The sequence below is a fragment of the Lampropedia aestuarii genome (genome assembly GCF_004803635.1).
In the GTDB taxonomy this organism is placed as follows: domain Bacteria; phylum Pseudomonadota; class Gammaproteobacteria; order Burkholderiales; family Burkholderiaceae_C; genus Lampropedia; species Lampropedia aestuarii.
The window spans coordinates 43,104-61,258 of sequence record NZ_SSWX01000004.1 but is presented as its reverse complement, the minus strand read 5'-3'; the positions used below and the strand labels follow the sequence as shown (position 1 = coordinate 61,258).

Annotated in this window: 12 protein-coding genes and 1 tRNA gene; 6 read left to right on the top strand and 7 right to left on the bottom strand. The window is 60.4% G+C overall.

Features of this window, described 5'->3' with window-relative positions; translation table 11 throughout:
- The first annotated feature begins 17 nt into the window (after positions 1-17).
- Together E8K88_RS04190 and phnX are read left to right on the top strand one after the other, a co-directional pair.
- Positions 18-1,148 carry a TIGR03364 family FAD-dependent oxidoreductase gene (locus tag E8K88_RS04190; RefSeq protein WP_136405401.1) on the top strand — a complete coding sequence of 377 codons (1,131 nt, stop codon included), beginning with the start codon at positions 18-20 and terminating at the stop codon, positions 1,146-1,148.
- Between the two features lie 30 nt (positions 1,149-1,178).
- On the top strand, positions 1,179-2,030 hold the full coding sequence (gene phnX / locus E8K88_RS04185; RefSeq protein WP_136405400.1) for a phosphonoacetaldehyde hydrolase: 852 nt from the start codon (positions 1,179-1,181) through the stop codon (positions 2,028-2,030).
- Between the two features lie 178 nt (positions 2,031-2,208).
- Here phnX and E8K88_RS04180 read toward each other — a convergent pair whose 3' ends face one another.
- From E8K88_RS04180 to E8K88_RS04160, 4 genes are all read right to left on the bottom strand, one after another.
- Positions 2,209-4,317 carry a TonB-dependent receptor gene (locus tag E8K88_RS04180; RefSeq protein WP_136405399.1) on the bottom strand — a complete coding sequence of 703 codons (2,109 nt, stop codon included), beginning with the start codon at positions 4,315-4,317 and terminating at the stop codon, positions 2,209-2,211.
- A 19-nt stretch (positions 4,318-4,336) separates the two neighbouring features.
- Positions 4,337-5,545 (bottom strand): MFS transporter, encoded by a 1,209-nt coding sequence (locus tag E8K88_RS04175; RefSeq protein WP_136405398.1) that lies wholly within the window; start codon positions 5,543-5,545, stop codon positions 4,337-4,339.
- Positions 5,545-7,452, bottom strand: coding sequence for an IucA/IucC family protein (locus E8K88_RS04170; protein WP_136405397.1), 1,908 nt, complete (start codon positions 7,450-7,452; stop codon positions 5,545-5,547). Before E8K88_RS04170 ends, E8K88_RS04175 begins: the two co-directional genes overlap by 1 nt.
- 709 nt (positions 7,453-8,161) lie before the next feature.
- Positions 8,162-8,235: transfer RNA gene (locus E8K88_RS04160), tRNA-Gly, on the bottom strand.
- A gap of 294 nt (positions 8,236-8,529) precedes the next feature.
- On the opposite strand from E8K88_RS04160, the gene alaS reads away from it, so the two are divergent.
- Positions 8,530-11,154 (top strand): alanine--tRNA ligase, encoded by a 2,625-nt coding sequence (alaS, locus tag E8K88_RS04155; RefSeq protein ID WP_136405395.1) that lies wholly within the window; start codon positions 8,530-8,532, stop codon positions 11,152-11,154.
- Between the two features lie 127 nt (positions 11,155-11,281).
- Here alaS and E8K88_RS04150 read toward each other — a convergent pair whose 3' ends face one another.
- The 3 genes from E8K88_RS04150 to recC all read right to left on the bottom strand — a co-directional run bounded on the left by E8K88_RS04150 (position 11,282) and on the right by recC (position 15,752).
- On the bottom strand, positions 11,282-11,575 hold the full coding sequence (locus E8K88_RS04150) for a DUF5666 domain-containing protein (RefSeq protein ID WP_136405394.1): 294 nt from the start codon (positions 11,573-11,575) through the stop codon (positions 11,282-11,284).
- Positions 11,576-11,601: 26 nt separating this feature from the next.
- Positions 11,602-11,877, bottom strand: coding sequence for a DUF5666 domain-containing protein (locus E8K88_RS04145; protein WP_136405393.1), 276 nt, complete (start codon positions 11,875-11,877; stop codon positions 11,602-11,604).
- Positions 11,878-12,077: 200 nt separating this feature from the next.
- Positions 12,078-15,752: an exodeoxyribonuclease V subunit gamma gene (recC, locus tag E8K88_RS04140; protein ID WP_168797242.1), complete on the bottom strand. Its 3,675-nt coding sequence runs from the start codon at positions 15,750-15,752 to the stop codon at positions 12,078-12,080.
- A 175-nt stretch (positions 15,753-15,927) separates the two neighbouring features.
- Between recC and E8K88_RS04135 the strand changes: the two genes are divergently transcribed.
- The 3 genes from E8K88_RS04135 (at position 15,928) to E8K88_RS04125 (ending at position 18,107) form a co-directional block, all read left to right on the top strand.
- Positions 15,928-16,875 (top strand): bile acid:sodium symporter, encoded by a 948-nt coding sequence (locus E8K88_RS04135; RefSeq protein ID WP_168797241.1) that lies wholly within the window; start codon positions 15,928-15,930, stop codon positions 16,873-16,875.
- 74 nt (positions 16,876-16,949) lie between these two features.
- Positions 16,950-17,423, top strand: coding sequence for a 23S rRNA (pseudouridine(1915)-N(3))-methyltransferase RlmH (gene rlmH / locus E8K88_RS04130; protein ID WP_136405390.1), 474 nt, complete (start codon positions 16,950-16,952; stop codon positions 17,421-17,423).
- A gap of 3 nt (positions 17,424-17,426) precedes the next feature.
- Positions 17,427-18,107 (top strand): Maf family protein, encoded by a 681-nt coding sequence (locus E8K88_RS04125; RefSeq protein WP_136405389.1) that lies wholly within the window; start codon positions 17,427-17,429, stop codon positions 18,105-18,107.
- The last annotated feature ends 48 nt before the right edge of the window (positions 18,108-18,155 follow it).

The window sequence follows — 18,155 nt, the reverse complement described above, 5'->3', positions numbered from 1 at the left end:
CCATAGATTGCTTATTCATGAACTATTCCAACCCTAGCCATTTTGACCTGTTGGTGGTCGGTGCCGGCATCGTCGGCTTGGCCCATGCTTACACCGCTGCTCGGCGCGGATTGAAAGTCTGCGTGCTGGAGCGTGACGCTGCATGCGTAGGCGCCTCGATTCGCAATTTCGGTTTTGTGACTGTGACCGGTCAGGCCGCAGGCGACACCTGGCGCCGCGCTAGGCGCGCACGCCAGGTGTGGGGCGAGATCGCGCCACAGGCCGGAATCCCGGTTTTGCACCACGGACTCTATCTGAGGGCTTGTAGGCCGCAGGCCCACGCAGTGCTTGAAGCGTTTATGCGCACCGAAATGGGCGCTGATTGCGAGCTATTGGATACCGACGAGGCCGCACGCCGTGCGCCTGCCTTGCAACTGGCCCGCGCGCAAAGCGTGCTTTACAGCCCACATGAGATGCGGGTTGAGTCTCGCAGCGCCATCGCTCAGTTGACACGCTGGTTGGCTGAGGTCCATGGCGTCGTATTTCGTTTTGGCGAGGCCGTGCTGGAAGTGGCTACACCGCGCGTGCGCACAGCGCGCGCTACCTTATATGCAGATCGCGTGGTGGTCTGCACGAATACCGAGCTGCATGGCTTGTTCGCCGAACGGTTGGCGCCCCATGCGCTGCGCCTGTGCCAATTGCAGATGCTGCGCGTGCAACCGGAGCCAGGCTTTCGGCTGCCAGGCTCGGTCATGGGTGATTTGAGCCTGGTGCGCTACCACGGCTATAGCCAATTGCCTGAGGCTGCGCCGCTGCTTGAGCAAATTCGCCGCGAGGATGCGCAATCGCTCCAGCATGGCATCCACTTGATCGTGGTGCAAAGCGCTGACGGATCGTTGGTGGTGGGGGATTCGCACCACTACGGCGCAGTGTTGGAGCCTTTTGCCAACGAGCAGGTGGACGCGCTGATCTTGCGCCATCTGCGCGAGACGCTGCAGCTGCGCGAGGCCACGGTCACGCAGCGCTGGGTTGGCACCTATCCCTCTTCAGCCGACACCGACTGTTTGATTGACAGGCCCGATGCTGCCACGCGGGTGGTGCTTGTCACCAGCGGCACTGGCGCAAGCACCGCATTCGGCATCGCCGAGGACGTGTTTGGCGCATGGTAATTCTTTTTCCTTCCTTTTGATTGTTCACACATGACGCGTATCGCCCCTCTGGCCTCCCCCGCCGTTTACACCCAAGCTGATCGTTTGAGTGCGGTCGTTTTCGATTGGGCTGGCACTATTTTGGATTTTGGCTCTTGCGCCCCCATGGGCGCCTTTGTGCGGCTGTTCGAGCAGTTCGGCATCACCCTCAGCATTGCGCAAGCGCGTGGGCCGATGGGACTGGCCAAATGGGACCACATCAGGGCCCTTGGCAGTCTGCCAGAGGTGACGGCGCAGTGGCAGGCCAAGTACGGCCGCCCTGTGACAGACGCTGATGTCGACCGACTCTACGACGTGTTCACGCCCTTGAATGCTGCTGTAGTGCCGGATTTTGCCGACTTCATACCTGGTGCACTCGAGGCGGTTGCAGCGATTCGCGCACGTGGCCTCAAAGTGGGATCGACCACTGGCTATAACCGAGCCATCATGGAGGTGGTCGCAGCGATTGCCGCCAAAGGCGGCTATGTGCCCGACAACCTGGTTTGTGCCGGCGATTTGGCCACCGGGCGACCTTCGCCATTGATGATGTGGCGCTGTTTCGCTGAATTGGGGATTTGTCACCCAGCCACCGTGGTCAAGGTGGATGACACGGAGTTTGGCATTCAAGAGGGGCTCAATGCAGGGACGTGGACGGTGGGCGTCTCGGTGAGCGGCAACGCCATGGGATTGTCGCTGGCTGAGTGGCAGGCGTTGACACCGGACGAGCAGGCCGCGCGTCGCGCGACAGCCGAGGCCAAGCTGCGCGGTGCCGGTGCCCACTACGTGGTCGACTCGGTCGCTGAACTGGGCCCTGTGCTGGACAGCATCGCTGCGCGACTGGCGGCAGGGGAGCTGGTGCATTAAGCGCCTCGAAGGCGAGCGAACCCACAACCTCAGCGGTGGCGATGCCATGGCGGCTTGAGAGCCGGCCTAGTGCGGTCTATCGATTGCATAACGCTGCATTGCGATGCACGAAGGGGCTGCTTTTGCCCATTCGTGCATTTTTATTTTCCCGGGCCAGCCAGGTTGGTAGCGGCGGCGCTCACCAATCCAGCGTGTAAGCCAAACCGAAAGTGCGGCCCTGGGCATTGGGGATAGGCGGCCTGCCACTGGCCTGCATCATCAGCGCCTGGTAGTTGCGGTTTGTCAGGTTGTGGATGCTGCCCTCCAGGCGGCCTTGGGGCAATTCAATGCTGGCGATCAGGTCGAACAAGGTATAGCCGTCTGTTCTGCGGCCATTGCCATCATTGAGTGCAGCCGTGTAATTGGCCAATTGCAGAGCCTGCAGGCGCACACTGTAGTTGGATTGCTGGTAGGTCGTGAATAGGGTCGTCTTGGCCGGGGAAATGCGGGTTGCCGGCAGATGAATCCACTGGCCGTTTTGCTGGGTTTGGCCTTTTGTCCAAGCATAGGAGCCGCCGAGTGACCAGCGGGTGTTGACGTACCAGTTGAGGCTGCCCTCGACACCGCGCACCCGCTCCTTCTGGCTGATCAGGCGCAGCGCCCGCTCTTCAGCATCGTAGAACTGGGTCACATCCGAGGTGTTGAGGTAGGCGGCCACCTGGGCCTGCACCGGATACCAGTCGCCACGCCAACCGATTTCATAACTGTCGACCTTGAGTGCTTGTGTATTGAGGTTATGGATGTTGTAGTCGCTGCTGACGTCGCGCAAAAAACGCTGGATATCGGGCAATGAAAAACCTTGGCTGAAATTGGCAAAGACATTTTGCTGCTCGTTCAGCTGGTAGACCGCGCCGAGGTTGTAGAGCGTGGCGTCGTACTTGAGTGTGCCGCCGGGCAGGATCGCGCGGTTGCCAGTCAGTACGATCTCGCCATAGGCGATGCTGTCTTGGACCTTGCTTTGAATCCACTCTTGGCGAATGCCGCCGCGCAGCGTCCACGGGCCCCATTCCCAGGCGGTTTGTGCGAACAGCGCACGCGTGCTTGTTTTCAGATCTGGGCCGAGCTCGTAGATGATGCCCGTTCTGTTGTAATTGAGGCCATCTACTGCATAGTGGTGGGCGCGTTGGCGGCCCACTTCCTGGCTTAAGTCAGCGCCCCATACCAGGTTGCCAGTGGCCGCGCCAATGGCTGGCAAGGCGGTGTCAATCGCCGTGCGTATGCCGTAGACGGTGGTGCTGCTGTCGGTGGCTGCAATGCCTGCAAGACCGCGGGCCACATCGGGGAAGAACAGGGCTTCGGACTTGCGCCAGTAACTCTCGATGTTCAGGCCTTGGCCAAAGAAATCCTGGTCAGTGAAATTGAGGTTGATTGCGCGGTTCTGGGTTGCCGGCTGGTCGTCCAGTCGCAGGCCTCTTACCGCCACTGCTTCATCGGGGTTATTTGGATCTTTGGTATAGGCGGTGTTTTGTTTGTCACGGTAATTTTGCAGCCCCAGGGTGAGGCGCTTGCTGTCATCGAGCTGGTAACCGAAGCGGCCCTGCAAATCGTAGGTGTCGGTGTCCATGTTCGAGCCCTGAGAGGTGTCCTGCGCTATGCGCCTGCCGCGGCCATCGAACTGGTCATTGCGCTGCGTGTAGGCGCCAGAGACGTACCAGTCGAGCGGCCCTTTGCGGCCCGTGGCGCTTTGAAAGCCTTCGTAGGCGAAGCCGCTGCCTTTGAAACGGTTACTGGCCGTAGTGCCCAGTTTGCTGGTGAACGCCAGCTCTTGCCCTTGGTTGCGTTTGGTAATGATGTTGATGATGCCGCCAGCAGCACCAGCACCGTAGATGCTGTTGGCGCCCGAGAGCACTTCAATGCGCTCGATGCTGTCTGGCGAAATGCTGTTGAGCTGGCGGGCGGTGTCACGGATGCCGTTTTGCGATACGCCGTCAATCAAGACCAGCACGCTGCGGCCCCGCAAGGTTTGGCCAAAGTTGCTCATGCCGCCGCTCGAGGGCGCCATCCCAGGCACGAGTTGGTCCAGGATATCCGCCAGACGCCGCCCGGCCCCGCTTTGGCTGCGTATTTGCTCCTCATCAATGACTTGCACCGTCCCAGGGATGGACGCAATGGTGGTCTCAACGCGGTTGGCTGTAACGACCACGGCTGGCAGCAGGGCCGCGTCATCGTCTTCTAAGGCCTGGGCCCAGGTGCTGGATGCGAATGTGGCAGGCAGGCAGATCAGTAGTGAGAATCGAGAAAATTGCATTGGAGTCAGGGCTTTAAATTTAAAGTTGAGAGGAGGAGGTTGAAAACAATGACGCGTTGGCTCTGGCGCTGCGGCGCAGTTGGCCTATGCACAGTGCCGCGCATAGATAGGCCAGCGCAACAAACCAGAATGCATGTGCAAGGCCATTGGCGAGCATGGCTGCGCCACCCAGCAAGATTCCCAGCAGTGCACCGGCTTTGGCTGCACTGTGGCCCAGGCCCAGCGCATAACCGTGCTGGGATGGTGAGACGGTGCGGGCGATCAGCATGAAGGCCATTGGCAACAAAGCCCCTTGCCAAAGCCCCCACAGCAAGCGGGTGACCAGAAAGCTCTGCCAGCCTTGGGCAAGGGCAGCCGCTGCCAAGGTGGCGCAACTGAGCCAAGCCACCGACTCGATGACGCGCAGGCTGTGTGCTGGCTGCCAGTGGTCAAACAAGTGCCCCCATAGTGGCGCTGAAAGCGCCAGGGTGAGTGCGCTGGCGGCGTAGGTCGCACCAATCAGCCAAGCTGGAGCCTGCAGCACTTCGGTGAGGTAGAGCGCGTAAAACGGCTGGGGCATCATCTTGGCCGTTTGAATCAGCACAATGACCAGCAGCAAGCTGGCCAGCCAGCGTTTGGGCGCAATGGTGCGCGCGCTGTGTGGGTGCGCGCTAGCGCCCGGCGTATCTTTGGGCAGCCATAGCGCTGCTGCAGCGCAGACCAGACACATGGCGGCAGCGCTCAAGCACAGCAGGCTGAAGCCTGAGGTGTCGATCAACCAGCCGCCCAGCAGTGGCCCCAGCAGTGAGCCGATGGCGGTGACGGTCTGCAGCAGCGCCAGCGTGCGCCCGCGCGCGCCGCTGGCGCACCAGAACAAAGCGTAGGCCTGGGCTGCGGCCAGAAAACCCGCCAGTGCGCCTTGGGCCACCCGCACTGCCACCAAGCCCCAGGCATTGCTGACGACGGCTGCCAGCCCTTGGCACAGCGCCAGCGCCAGCAGCGCGCGCAGCAGCATGGGTTTGTAGCCGTTGCGATCGCCAAGCCGCCCCCACAATGGGGCCAGCAGCATTGCTGCGAGCATTGGGCCCGCGTACACCGCCGACGAGAGCAGGGCGGTCAGGCCGGGCGCCGGCTGGCCAAGCAGTGCCTGGATCTGCAGCGGCCAGAATGGGCCACTCATCTCCATCGCCCCCATGGCCAGCAGCTGGATGGCGATCAGCAGGTACAAGGCGCGGTCATGGACGTGCATCAGGCCACCGCTCGTAGCGGATTGCCCAGCCGTCCAACGATGTCCTCCTGGCAGTCCGCCAAGCGCATGCGCAGCATGGCTTTGGCTGGCCAGTCGGCTTCTAGCAACGCGTGGCGCTCCTGTTGCCAGCGGCTGGGTGCTACATGGCCCTGGAGGTCGGTAAAGCATTGCACCACCTGGTCAGCCAGCATGCGCCACAGAGCTGCTTCGGGAACCTGCCAATGGCGTGCACACAGCAGTACCAGCTCGCCCAAATGGCACATGAAGCTCGTGTGCAATAGCTTGTCGCGCACGACGTTGTCGTCGTCCAGCAGCGTCATGTGGGGATCGTAGAGGTCCAGGTCCAAACCCTGTGCATGCAGACTGGCGCGGTGGATGCGGATATCGCCGAAGTCGCGCATCAGCAAGCGATTCGGTCGGCCAAGGGCATCCATGACCATGAAGCTGTTTTGCTGGTGTGCTTCGAATGCAATGCCGTATTGGAGGTAAAGGCCGAGCAAGGCGGGTACGGCGATGCGGGTATAGCGCTCAAAGAAATCGAGCATCGCAGCGCCATCGTCTGCACCCGCTGCGAGCTGAATCCATTGGCATAGCAGTGGATGCTGGTCTTGGTCAGTCGCAAAAAGACTGCCCACTGGAATGGCTGTCTCACCTGCGTGAAGGCGGCTGCACGGATTGTCCCGGTACAGCACGCTCAGATGGCGTGCGAGATCATCATCCGGTGTGGCTGGCAGGTAATGCAGGCCTAACCGTTCGGGGATGATGTCCAGGCGAGATGCGATGTCAGGCGCACGCGCAAGAATCTCCATCAATAGCCCGCTCACGCGTGGGCCCATGCGCACCGAACGGGGCGAGACGGTGCGTTGCGCGGTTGTCAGGCGCATGGAAACAGGCAGCTTGACCATTGGTGCGGTGCGGCTGGCGTTGGGCACAACCGTGCGCAACGACATGGTGGGCGCAGCCTCAAAGGCGGTGATATCGGTCATCACCAGCAGCCGATCAGCGATTTCCTTGGAGAATTGTTTGGGCAGTGTGTCCTCAGCCTGCCACGGGTGAACAGGCAATGGCAGGTAGTCGGCACTGTTCAGGCCCAGGCTGGCCAGATAGATGTGCAGCGCGCTGGCCGACTGGGGAAAGTGCTGGCTCCACCATCGCCCGTAATCGTCTGTGCCTGGCATCGCCTCAATGTGGCTGCGACTGCGATGCAAAGCGCACAGGCGCACCTCGATGCGGGCGGCAAATTCCGGCGAGTAGTAGATCACCTGGGCCACAGTCGGGCCGAGTTTGGTCTTGTAGTTAGGGTGCCAGGGATGGCCCAAAGTACCCCATTGTTCAAGCAATAAAGTGGGATTGCTGCTCCCGTCCATTTGCTGGAGGCCCGCGAGCAGCTTGCCTCTGCCAAACTGCTGTGAGAGTGCTTGTGACCAACAGCCGTGGTAGGCCAGGCACAGCGAGTCATTGATCAGGCTGTCGTCCAACTCCAGGGACAGGCGCTCGACGGCCTGGGGGCAGGGCTGTTGTATCAAGGACGGGCCCATCACTGCCAGCAGCTGGGAAGGCCAGCGCAGTGGCTGTTCGGCTTGGCCAGCAGCTTGCCAAAAGACCTGACCGCGCAAATCCCAGCTGTTCATCCCGCCCGGCCTCAGGTACTCGAAGCGAACCCGTGTGTGCTCAGGCAGCGTGAAGATGGTGCCGGCACCAATGCTGGAGTGCCCATCAGATGCCGCGATCAAGCCTTCGCGCAGCAGCGCTTGCATCAGCCGCTGCAGGCTGCGTACGCGGGCGAACTCCAAGGCGGCTTGCAGTTGCCCAAGCGTGACCCCTTGGGTTTTGAATGCAGGCGTAACGAGCGCCTGCGACCAGCGCGTGTGCAGCAGATTTTCCAAGGATGCCAACTTGTCTTGCATGTGAACTCCTAATCACGCATGTTGGGCAATGGCACAACAGCATCAGTTAAGATAAATCAAAATACAAATCGTTATTGTTAACAACTCGTAATTGCAGAGAGCGCAATCGAATGCGCGCAGGGCATTGAGTCGGCGGCCATTTCCCGGCACAACTGCGGCCAATAGAAGTGGGATTGTCACAATCTGGAGATTCAAGCCACGCAGCAATCACGACTGCCGGACCGATCGACTGGGCACGGCTACCGGTATCATCGGATGGGGTCGATGGACTTGTATTTGCCCGCAGAGCGGGTCACGCGCGTATGGGGTCCAATCATTGAATGGCGCGGTAAACCAATCTGTATACGCTGCGATAACGGCCCAGAATTTATCTGGTACGACCATGCTCAAGTGGTCTGCCAAGCGCCGCAGCCAGCCGCTCCTGTCTGGCCATGGAGCCGCAGCAAGTGAGAGCCGTCAAAATCCTACAACGTGCGCGGTCAGTCGGGGGATTGCTGACTGAATTGGCTCATACAACCACCAGCATCTGCATCAGGCGCCAGGTACGACAATTTCCGCTGAGGCTTATGCTTTAGCTGCGTGACCTGCGCAGAAAAGACTGGGGCAATACAGCGAGTCTTTGCGAGATGGAAAGGCAACAAAAAAGCCACGCTTCATAGGGAGAAGGGTGGCTATCTGGGGTTTTGCGAGACTATCCGAAAACTGGAATTGGAGCGGGTGACGAGAATCGAACTCGCGTATCGAGCTTGGGAAGCTAGCGTTCTACCATTGAACTACACCCGCATGCTGCGCAGCACAAGTGGTGGCTGCGGCGATGCTTTTTTTGCGCTTGACTGACTGCGCCTAGCTTGCTGATGGCCTTGCGCGGCGCAGACAAAAAAGCCCACGTGCCTAGAACCAAATACAACAGCTGGGCGCGATTATATGCGCCTTGCATGGGCCTTGCTTGGCATATTGTGGGCATTGCAGAGCTAAAAATCTATAATCAATGGTTTCGCCATTGCATAAGTGGGTCCATCCCGCTGCACAAGGCACGCACCATCTCGCGGTTGAGATGAGAGCACCCATGAATTTGCTATGACAACACCCCGCTTTTCCGTCGCTGAAATCCGCCAATCGTTTTTGGATTTTTATGCCGCGCGTGGCCACACAGTGGTGCCTTCGAGCTCACTGGTGCCGGGCAATGACCCCACCTTGATGTTCACCAACTCTGGCATGGTGCAGTTCAAGGATGTGTTTTTGGGCACTGACAAGCGCCCATACAACCGTGCCACCTCGGTGCAGGCGTGTTTGCGTGCGGGTGGCAAGCACAACGATTTGGAAAACGTGGGCTACACCGCGCGCCACCATACGTTTTTTGAAATGCTGGGCAATTGGTCGTTTGGCGACTACTTCAAGCGCGAATCCATCGAATGGGGCTGGGAGTTGCTGACCAAGGTCTACAAACTGCCCGCTGAGAAGTTGTTGGCCACCGTCTACCATGAGGATGACGAGGCCTACGACATCTGGACCCAAGTGATTGGGCTGCCAGCTGAGCGCGTGATTCGCATTGGCGACAACAAAGGCGGCAAGTACAAGAGCGACAACTTCTGGATGATGGCCGATACCGGCCCATGCGGTCCTTGCTCCGAGATTTTCTACGACCACGGCGCGCACATCCCAGGCGGCCCACCAGGCAGCCCTGACGAAGACGGCGACCGCTTCATCGAAATCTGGAACCACGTGTTCATGCAGTTCGACATGAAGGAAGACGGCTCGGTCGTGCCACTGCCTGCGCCTTGCGTGGACACCGGCATGGGCCTGGAGCGCCTGGCTGCGATCTTGCAGCACGTGCACAGCAACTACGAGATCGACCTGTTTGAAGCGCTGATCAAGGCCGCTGGCCGCGAAACCGGCACCAGCGATCTGAGCCATCCCTCGCTCAAGGTGATTGCCGACCACATCCGCGCCACTTCATTCCTGATCACCGATGGCGTGATCCCTTCCAACGAAGGCCGTGGTTATGTAGAGCGCCGCATTGTGCGCCGCGCGATTCGCCACGGCTACAAGCTGGGCCAGAAAACCCCGTTTTTCTACAAATTGGTGCCCGATCTGGTCGCGCAAATGGGCGATGCCTATCCGAAACTCAAAGAGCAGCAAGAGCACATTGCCAACACGCTGCGCCAGGAAGAAGAGCGTTTCTTTGAAACCTTGGCCAACGGCATGGAAATCCTGGACAACGCCCTGGCTGGTGGCAAAACCACCTTGGCAGGCGAAGTCGCCTTCAAACTGCACGACACTTACGGCTTCCCGCTGGATTTGACCCAGGACGTGGCGCGCGAGCGTGACGTGCAGGTCGATGTCGACGGCTTTAACGCCGCGATGAACCAGCAAAAGGAACAAGCCCGCGCCGCTGGCAAGTTCAAGATGGAACGCGCGCTGGAATACACCGGCACCGCAACCACCTTCACCGGCTACGACAGCCTGCAAGAAAGCGCCAAAGTGCTGGCGCTGTACGCCGATGGCGCAGCCGTCAATGAGTTGAAAGAAGGCCAGAATGGCGTGGTCGTGCTCGACATCACGCCGTTCTATGCCGAGTCCGGCGGCCAGGTCGGTGACCGTGGTTATGTGCGTGGCAATGGCGTGTTGTTCCGCGTGCAAGACACGCAGAAAATCAAGGCCGATGTGTTTGGCCAGCACGGCGTGCTGGAAGCAGGCAGCCTGAAAGTGGGCGATGCGGTCGTTGCTGAAGTCGACGTGGTGCTGCGCGCGGCCACCACCCGCAACCACAGCGTGACCCATTTGATGCACAAAGCCCTGAAGGAAACTTTGGGCGAGCACGTGCAGCAAAAAGGCTCATTGGTGGACGAAGACAAAACCCGTTTTGACTTTGTGCAAAACACCCCAGTGACCGATGCGCAGATCCGCCAGATCGAGCAATTGGTCAACGCCGAAATCCTGTCTGACAGCGCCACCGAAATCCGTGTGATGGACATCGAAGCGGCCAAAGAAACCGGCGCGATGATGCTGTTTGGCGAGAAATACGGCGACACCGTGCGCGTGGTGGACATTGCCAATAGCCGCGAATTGTGCGGCGGCACCCACGTCAAGCGCGCCGGCGAGATTGGCTTGTTCAAATTGGTGGCCGAGAGCGGCGTGGCCGCTGGCGTGCGCCGTGTCGAGGCGATTACGGGCCAAAAAGCGTTGGACTACGTGCAGCAGCTCGAAGCCACCGTGAGCCAAGCAGCCCGCACGCTCAAAGCCCCAGTGGCCGAGTTGCAAGCGCGTTTGGAAGCCCAGCTGGAGCATGCCAAAGCGTTGGAGAAAGAAATCGCCGCCCTCAAAGGCAAATTGGCATCCAGCCAAGGCGATGAACTGCTGTCGCAAGCCGCTGATGTGAATGGCATCAAAGTGCTGGCAGCCAAGCTCGAAGGCGCTGATGCCAAAACCTTGCGCGATGCGATGGACAAGCTCAAGGACAAGCTGGGCCATGCTGCGATCGTGCTGGCTGCGGTCGATGGTGACAAGGTGCAGCTCGCTGCCGGTGTGACCAAGGACCTGATTGGCACCATCAAAGCCGGTGAACTGGTCAACTTTGTCGCCCAGCAAGTAGGCGGCAAAGGCGGTGGCAAGCCCGATATGGCGATGGCTGGCGGCACCGATGCGACGGCCCTGCCGCAAGCGCTGGCTTCGGTGCAAGCCTGGGTTGCCGAGCGCGCCTAACGCACGGCTCTGGCACGGCTCTGTAGGGCGGGCTGGAGCGCAGCGTAACCCGCCACATGCAAAACGGCCACATCAGTGGCCGTTTTGCTGTGCGGGAAACCTTCAGCCAAAAGCTGAAGGTTGGCGCTTATTTTTCCAGCGAGATCGATTTGGCGGTGTAGACATTGGTGCCAGAGCGGTCAAAGTCCACACTGACCTTTTGACCTTGGTGCAGATTGGCAAACGACTGCAAAGCGTCGTTGTACTTGGTCTCAGCGGTGGTTTGGAAGGTAATGCCCGCAACCACCAGCGTTTTATTGCTGTGGTTGGCCACATCGACCTTGCCTTTGAGTGTTTCGGCAAACACACTGGGCGTGGCGCACGCTGCCAGCGTCACACTGGCGAGCGCGACCAGTTGGACGCGGGTAAATAAATGGCTCATCCGACTCTCCTTGAAGGCACAGTTTCTTAGTGGCTGCTGATGGACGTGACAATATAGCGCGCACCATCGCGGTTGAATTCGATGACCACGCGATCACCTTGCTTGAGTGCATTCAAGCCAGCAATGCCATTGAAAGTGGTGCTGCCAGTGGTTTGAAAGGTGATGCCGTTGAGCTGCACGGTTTTGGCGCTGTTGTCGACGGCGTCAACACGGCCTTTCATGGTTTCGGCAAAGGCGCTGCCCGCAATGGCCACCGTAGCGGCCAATGCAGCCATGCGGATGGTGTGCATAGGGGTGGTCATAGTGAGGGTTCCTTTCGAGAGCAGTCAACGCAGGTTTGCGTAGCAATGCGAATCAAATTGTAGCGTGTTCACGATTTTTCTTATGGCCAAGAGCCGCAAGATCCGCATAGCTTTTGTCAATATAACGTTTCTTTGGCTGCTTGGTTGACCCTTGGCATGGGATAAGGTTCAATGCGCTTGAGCATCGCAGTCGCCGCCCATTACTGCGGCGCATAGCGCACTGCGACGCAGGTGTCGATCCAGTGCTGCAGTGGTGCCAGCATGAGGCTGGCCCAAGCTTCAAAGGCTTGTGTGGCGAGCAGGTCATCGAATTGCGGCCACAAACGCGCAATGTAGGGATTGCGCTGCACCTGCCCTGCAAAGTGCCCTCCGTCATAGGTCTGGCGGGCCGCCTGCAGGGCTTTGAGGGCTGTCTCGGTGTCGCTGGCCAGTGCCGCCGTCTCGCCCACGGGCGGCTGGCCCTCAAACATTTGCCACCAGCTCAATGCAGTCGTCAAGTCAAACGGCAGCGGCGTGCGCACGGCTTGCTCGGCAATGGCAACGATGCTGTGCAGCCATTCGCGTGCTAAGCCGGGCTCCAGCGGCTGTATCTCCAGTACCGCATCCAGTGCCACCAGCCGTGTAGCATGCCCTTGTGGTTCGTCATGTGCGGCCAGGAGTACCGCTTGCAACCAGGGACGCAATAGGCTGCGTACTTTCAGCGGGCCTTGGGGTTTTTGCAAAATCGTGTGGGCGTGAACGTCCAAATACAAACCGCTGGCTGGCTGGCTGGTTGCGTGCAGGCGCAATGCTGGGCTCCAGTCTTCAACGCTGGGTTGCTGCGCCGGCCATTGCAGTGCCTGGCGCTGCGCCTCGGTATATGGCCATTCGTGCACTGCCTGCAACCACTCGTGCAGGAAAAAGCTGCAGTCCTGCAGCCATTCACTTTGCCATTGGCGGGCCAAGGCTCCAAGTGGCAATTGGCCGCTGCGTTGCAGGCGCTCAAAATACTGCGCGGCCCATTGTTGCATGTGTTCGGGCGTGCTGTCTGCGTTGATGCGCGGCGCCAGCGTTTGCGCCATGCCCTCAAACAGTTGCCAGCGTTGTAAGCCGTCAAGGCTCAGTGGCTCGCGTTCGTCCAGCAGCAGCGGCAGCTCGTTAAAGCGCGTCTGCAAGCGTGCGGCAAACCATTGCTGCACGGGGTTGCGCCACACTTGGGCCAATTGGCTGATGCTCCAGCTGCGTGCGGCATCGCCTGCGCCGCTGGCAGTGGGCAGCGCGGCCGGTGATTGGGGGGCTGTCCAATCATGGTCGCTGTAGGGCTGAGCCATTGGGGCGTTAAGGGCTTGGGCTTGCCGTGGCCGCCATTCATCGGCCCAGGTATGCAGCGCGGGCGCAGCGGATGCAGCAGTGCTGGCCATGGCGCTGAAGTAGCGCGGATTAAACGGCTGCAGCGGGTGCTCGATCGTGCGCTCGGCCACCAATTGTGGACTCCAGCGTTGGCTCAGGTAGTCGCGCAATTGGGCTACCAGCAAGGACGGTGGACGCTCGGTGTTGTCGCGCACGCTGCGGCCGACCCAGCTGATGAACAGCTGCTCGCGCGCCGACAGCAGGGCTTCGAGCATCAGCTGGCGGTCGTCTTGTGCGCGGCTGCGGTCGCCTGCGCGCAGCACACCGGGTGTGCGCATCAAATCCATTTCATTGGGCGTGGCGCGGCGTGGGTACACGCCCTCGTTCATGCCCAATAAGCACACGACGCGAAACGGGATGGCGCGCATGGGCAGCAAGGTGCAAAAGGTCACGCCACCAGCATGGAAACGCTGCAGGTTCTGCGGTGCCTGCCATTGGCTCAGCCACGCATGGCGCGCGACGCTCAGGGGCAGGGCTTGCGCGAAGTCGGCTTGCTCGGTCGCGCTCAGCCATTGCTGCAAAGCCACTTCGGTCAGTTTGATGGCTGCAATGTCGGCTTCATCGACCGGTGTAAAAAAGGCACTGCGCAGTGCGCGCCAGCGCTCGGCCCATTCGTTAGGGCTGGCCGGGCTGGCCAGCGTCGTTTGCCAGCGTTGCAACTGGTCAATCAGATAGGCCAAGGCACCGACATGGGCGGCGGCCAGCCCGCCGACTTCTTCATACGGCTCGGTGCCCGCCCACGGTGCATCGCTGGCGTAGCCCAGCAGCATGCGCTGCAGGCCAAACCAGGCGGTGTTTTGCTCGCCCATCGCGTGGATGCCCAATTGCTCACGATGCGCCGCATCAATGCCCCAGCGGATGCCGCTGCCTTGCATCCAGTCGTGCAATTGGGCCACGTCTTCTTCACCCAGACCAATGCGCTGCGCAATCGCGGGCACGCGCAGCAAGTCGGCCAGGTCGGCCAGACTGGCGCGTTGCTCGGGCAATTGGGTCAGCCACTCCAGCGCCTGCACCAGGCTGCTATGGCTTTGGGCGTCCAAGTCGGCAATATCGAATGGAATGTAGCGGCTGTCTTGGCGCTCGTACTGGCCAAAAATGGCCTCAATCAGCGGCGCGTACTGGTGGATGTCGGGCACCATCACCACCACTTCGCGTGGCACCAGCGGTGTGTGGTGCGTGCTGGCCGGGTTCATCAGATCAAGCAGGTGGTCATGCAAGGCTTCGACTTCGCGCACTGGGCTGTGCGTGCATTGGAAGTAAATGCTGTGGTCGCTCGCGGCAATGTCGGTGGTGATCGGCTCGCTCAGCGGCGTCAGATCGCGAATTTGCTCCTGGACCTGTTGCAATAAATTGGCCTCTGGGTTGGGCGCGTCGTACAACTCGGCGCGGCCCAGCTCGGCATGGCTGCCTGCTTGTTGCTCGTAATGCTCCAGCAGGCGAATGAAATCGCGCACTTGTCTGCCCCACATGGACAGCAGCGGGTTGGCGTGCGCGTGCATTGCATGCAGCGGCGTATTGGCCAGCGTGTCGGCGTGCTTTTTCTGGCCCATCTGGGCGCGCCGATGCATTTGCTTGTGCATGCGGGCAAACAGCTCGCGCCCATCCAGTGCGTCGCTCCAGTATTCCTGGCAAGGGTTGGGGATGGCCATCAGCACCTGGCTGAAATGCGCCATGTGCGTGAGCAATTCCATGATCGGCAATGCCACGTGCGACATGCCAAACAAGCTCACGCGCCGTGGCAGTGGCGCGGCCCAGTGCGGTTCGCTCCCTGCTTGCTGCAAGGCTTGCAAGGCACGCGCATGCAGCGTGGGCCGAATGGCCTGGGCTTGTTCGGGGCTTTGCGTGGCCAGCAATAAGCGCCACAGCGCGGGCTGCCACAGGCGGTCAGCATCAATCGGCATGGCCTCGGCTTGCACAGCTTGGTGCAAGTGCAATGGGCTGAATTTGGCCAAATGGTCTTGGCCGCCAGCCCAGTCTTGCAGCCAGTCTGGGCGGTAGACCTGGTATTGGTCAAACAAGTCGGCGATGCGCAACGCCAATTGGTAGGTGGTGTGGGCAGACGGCGCACTGCCTTGGCTGTGCAGCATGTGTTGCAGCGGTTGCCATAGCTGGGCATTGCCATTGGTGGGTAAACCGGCTGCGCCATGCGCTTGCAACTGCGGCAGCAGGCGCATCAGCTGCCAGAGCATTTCGGGCTTGTCCAGCGGCGTCTGGTAGGGGACTTGTTCGGCGCCCAGGATCTGGCGGTACATGCGCCAGGCAAAGCGCCCAGGCAGTTCGACCTGTACGGAGGCGCTGATGCCCAGCTCTTGCGCCAAGACCATTTTCAGCCACTCGGCCATGCCATTGCTTTGCACCAGAAACACCTCTTGCTCAAGCACGCCCAGTGGGTGCTGCTGTGTCCAATGCGCCAAGGCCTGGGCCAGCTTTTCGGTGCGGTTGCTGTGCAAGGCCACAAGGCCCGGAGCGATGGAGGAAGATGGCATGAAGGGCGAGGTAAGGTGGCAGAACAAAGAGTGAGGCACAAGCGCCAATCTGCCTATTTTGACGGATTTAAACAGTCGTGATGCCTTCAAGTGTGGCGGCGATGGGATCGATGCTGCGATGTTTTTTTTGAAGATGTCCGTTCGAAAAGTCCTTATCGGCTCAGATAATGCTGGCATGCAGCGTGAAGTTCTTGAAAAAAACCAGGTTTGGATTTATTTGGCAGCCATTGCCATCGGCTGGGGTGCGGCGCGTCTGGCTCCAGGTGCAGCCCAATGGGCTGAGCCTTTGCTGTGGCCTGCTTTGGCCTTGCTGTTGCTGGCGACCTTCGCTCAGACGCCGCTGCGGCAATTGCCCACGGTATTGGCCAAGCGGCGTTTGTTGGCCGCTTTGTTGCTGGGTAATTTTGTCGTGGTGCCATTGTTGGTCGCCTGTTTGTTGCCTTTGGCAGGAGCGCACGCCGCTGTTCAATTGGGGGTGGTGCTGGTGCTGTGTGTGCCTTGCACCGACTGGTTTATCACCTTCACCCAAATGGCCAAAGGCGATACACATGCGGCGATTGCCTGGACGCCGCTGGCTTTGCTATTGCAATTGGCGCTGCTGCCGCTGTATGTGTGGGCCATGCTGGATGCGTCTATGGCCGATGGCTTGTGGCAGACCTCGGTGTTGCTCGCGGCGCTGGGTTTGATTGTTCTGCCCCTGTTGCTGGCTTGGCTGCTCCAGTGGCAAGCCAGCCAGCGCCCAGCCTTACAAACGGCGGTTGACCGCATGGCCTGGTGGCCGGTGCCTATGCTGGCGGTGGTGATTGCGTTGATTGCCGCATCGCAAGCGCAGGCGCTGCAGGCGGCCCCGCAAGTGATGCTGCAGCCCATGTTGGTATTTGTGCTGTATGCGGCGCTGGCCTGTGTGTTGGCCTGGGTTGTGTCGCGCTGGCTCAAGCTGGGCCGGGCACAAAGCCTGACGGTGTTGATGAGCCTGGCGACGCGCAACTCGTTTGTGATGCTGCCGATTGCGCTGGCTCTGGGGCAGGGCATGGAGCTGGCCGCCAGCGTGATTGTGCTGCAGTCGGTGGTGGAGCTGCTGGCGATGATGGGACTGCTCGCAGTCTTGGCGCGCAGGCGATAAAGCAGCGCTGCCGCCTGCCGTGCGTCAGCCGGCATCCGAGCTGCCAGCCTGCGGTTTGCACTACGATGGAGGCTATGCGAAAACTGATCATAGCTGCCGTAGGGCAGAAAGTCCCTGCTTGGGCGCAAGAAGGATATGACGATTACGCCAAGCGCTTTCCAGCCGATATGCGTTTGGAATTGCGCGCCGTGAAAACCGAGCCACGTACCGGCGGCAAAACCGCCGAACAAATGATGGCCGCTGAGGCCCAGCGCTTGCAGGCCCAGTTCCCCCCGCAAGCCCATATCGTGGTGCTCGATGAGCGTGGCCAACAAGGCACGACCTTGCAATTGAGCCAGCGGCTCAAAGGCTGGCGCGATTTGGGCCGGGATGTGGTGTTTGTGATTGGTGGCCCCGATGGCTTGCTGCCGGCCTTGCGCGAGAGCGGCCATGAACGCATGCGCCTGTCCGATTTGACGCTGCCGCATGCTATGGTGCGGGTGTTGCTGGCCGAGCAACTCTACCGGGCTTGGTCTTTGCTCAACAACCACCCCTACCACCGCGAGTAATCCATGCCCAGTGTGTACCTTGCCTCCCAAAGCCCACGGCGCAGCCAGCTGCTGACCCAAATGGGCATTGCGCACGCCTTGCTGCTGCCCACGCCCGAGGATGCCGATCCCAGCGACCATCCCGATGCGTTGGAAGCCTTGGAGGCGACCGTGCCGCATGAGTGGCCACGCGATTATGTGCAGCGCGTCACCGGCTTGAAACTGCAAGCTGCCATGCAGCGTGCCCAGCGCCGCGGCTTGCACGGCGTGCCGATTCTGTGCGCTGACACCACGGTGGCACTGGGTCCCCATATTCTGGGCAAACCGCTTGACGCCCATGAGGCGCGGGCGATGTTGCAGGCTTTGCTGGGCCAGAGCCACCAGGTGCTGACTGCGGTGGCCGTGGCGCTTGATGGCCAGGTGCGCCAGGCCTTGTCGGTCTCGCAAGTGCAGTTTGCCGAGGCGTCGCCAGAATGGCTAGAGGCCTATATCGACTCTGGCGAATGGCAGGGAAAAGCCGGTGCGTATGGCATTCAAGGCCTGGCTGCGACGATGGTGGCGCACATTGAAGGCAGTTATTCCGGCATCATGGGCTTGCCGGTATTTGAGACTTACCAGCTGCTGCAGCCTTGGCTGCAACGCCCTGCGGACACAGCGGCTGGCCCAAGCGCGCAGCCCCCAGGCATGCCAGGCTCTAAAGAATAACAAGGTCCACCATGAACGAAGCATCTCACTCCGCGCTAGAACCAGCAC

Excerpts from the sequence above, each read along its gene's own strand:
- E8K88_RS04190 (WP_136405401.1), top strand. The coding sequence starts at position 18 with ATGAACTATTCCAACCCTAGCCATTTTGACCTGTTGGTGGTCGGTGCC.
- phnX (WP_136405400.1), top strand. The coding sequence starts at position 1,179 with ATGACGCGTATCGCCCCTCTGGCCTCCCCCGCCGTTTACACCCAAGCT.
- E8K88_RS04180 (WP_136405399.1), bottom strand. The coding sequence starts at position 4,317 with ATGCAATTTTCTCGATTCTCACTACTGATCTGCCTGCCTGCCACATTC.
- E8K88_RS04175 (WP_136405398.1), bottom strand. The coding sequence starts at position 5,545 with ATGCACGTCCATGACCGCGCCTTGTACCTGCTGATCGCCATCCAGCTG.
- E8K88_RS04170 (WP_136405397.1), bottom strand. The coding sequence starts at position 7,452 with ATGCAAGACAAGTTGGCATCCTTGGAAAATCTGCTGCACACGCGCTGG.
- alaS (WP_136405395.1), top strand. The coding sequence starts at position 8,530 with ATGACAACACCCCGCTTTTCCGTCGCTGAAATCCGCCAATCGTTTTTG.
- E8K88_RS04150 (WP_136405394.1), bottom strand. The coding sequence starts at position 11,575 with ATGAGCCATTTATTTACCCGCGTCCAACTGGTCGCGCTCGCCAGTGTG.
- E8K88_RS04145 (WP_136405393.1), bottom strand. The coding sequence starts at position 11,877 with ATGACCACCCCTATGCACACCATCCGCATGGCTGCATTGGCCGCTACG.
- recC (WP_168797242.1), bottom strand. The coding sequence starts at position 15,752 with ATGCCATCTTCCTCCATCGCTCCGGGCCTTGTGGCCTTGCACAGCAAC.
- E8K88_RS04135 (WP_168797241.1), top strand. The coding sequence starts at position 15,928 with ATGCAGCGTGAAGTTCTTGAAAAAAACCAGGTTTGGATTTATTTGGCA.
- rlmH (WP_136405390.1), top strand. The coding sequence starts at position 16,950 with ATGCGAAAACTGATCATAGCTGCCGTAGGGCAGAAAGTCCCTGCTTGG.
- E8K88_RS04125 (WP_136405389.1), top strand. The coding sequence starts at position 17,427 with ATGCCCAGTGTGTACCTTGCCTCCCAAAGCCCACGGCGCAGCCAGCTG.